The organism is Vibrio sp. S12_S33, assembly GCF_963889785.1.
Lineage (GTDB): Bacteria > Pseudomonadota > Gammaproteobacteria > Enterobacterales > Vibrionaceae > Vibrio > Vibrio aestuarianus.
The window spans coordinates 1-946 of sequence record NZ_CAWPQZ010000174.1; the positions used below are offsets into that span (position 1 = coordinate 1).

Here is a 946-nt window from a genome sequence, read left to right on the forward strand (position 1 = left end):
AAAGTGCAGCAGCTAACTAGGCGTTTAAGACGGATTCCCAACGCTTGGGAGTTTCGGGTCTAGGTTGAGTTTTGTGTTTAAAGCACAATGGTTTAGGATTGTGGTCGCGTTGCTCACCACTTAACGCAGCGTTAGCTTTTTAATGGGAACAGGAGTAAATATTGGACGATATTTCAGTCAATTTGGTTTTAGGTGTAGTTGCAGGTCTAATCACTACAATTGTGCTCTTTATTTGTAGAGCAATAGCCTACGATGTTGTTATGCCATGGCTAAGAAAATCTACTTATCAAGGAATCAATATCGACGGCACTTGGTATCGTAGATCTCGTAGCCAACGAGCTGTTATCGAACTGGAACAAGATACGAATATTATAAAGGGTAAAGCTACTGTAATCGTAAACGATGATAGCAAGCCTTTGGCTCATCAAGATGGTACGTGCTTAGATGATATTCGTACATTTGATATTGAAGGTAAAATTAGCAACGGGTTTGTTCATTTAGTGATGTGGCATACCAATAAGCAAAGGCTAGGGTTACATACTTACTTGCTAAAAGTGACTGCTGATGGCACCAAACTGTCAGGGAAAAGCAGCTGGTATGCTCCACTAGCAGATATTATAAATTCTGGAAATACAGACCTGTACAGAAGTGATGCTTTAGCTCTTAAAGCGTTAGAACAGTCCGAAGGTCCGACGAAACCAAAAAGCTAACAATCTGTTTAAGAGTGATTCGCAACGCTTGGCATTTTTGTTATGCGTTGGTTTAAGTGATTAAGGTGGTATGCAGCTACTATGGTCTTGCGTTGCTCACACCTTAACAGGGCGTTATAACTACCGTCCGATTTGAACTCCCTCGAATTACTTTCCGAATTCTTTGCGCAGTTCGACTCCCATGACTAGTTTAGTACTGCATTGAAACCAGATGAGAGTACATATGTTTAAGTGTC

1 protein-coding gene is annotated in these 946 nt (G+C 40.9%); it reads left to right on the plus strand.

Features of this window, described 5'->3' with window-relative positions; translation table 11 throughout:
• Nucleotides 1-161: 161 nt before the first annotated feature.
• Complete coding sequence (locus tag AACW06_RS19710) at nucleotides 162-710, plus strand: hypothetical protein (protein WP_192076353.1); 549 nt, start codon at nucleotides 162-164, stop codon at nucleotides 708-710.
• Nucleotides 711-946 lie beyond the last annotated feature (236 nt).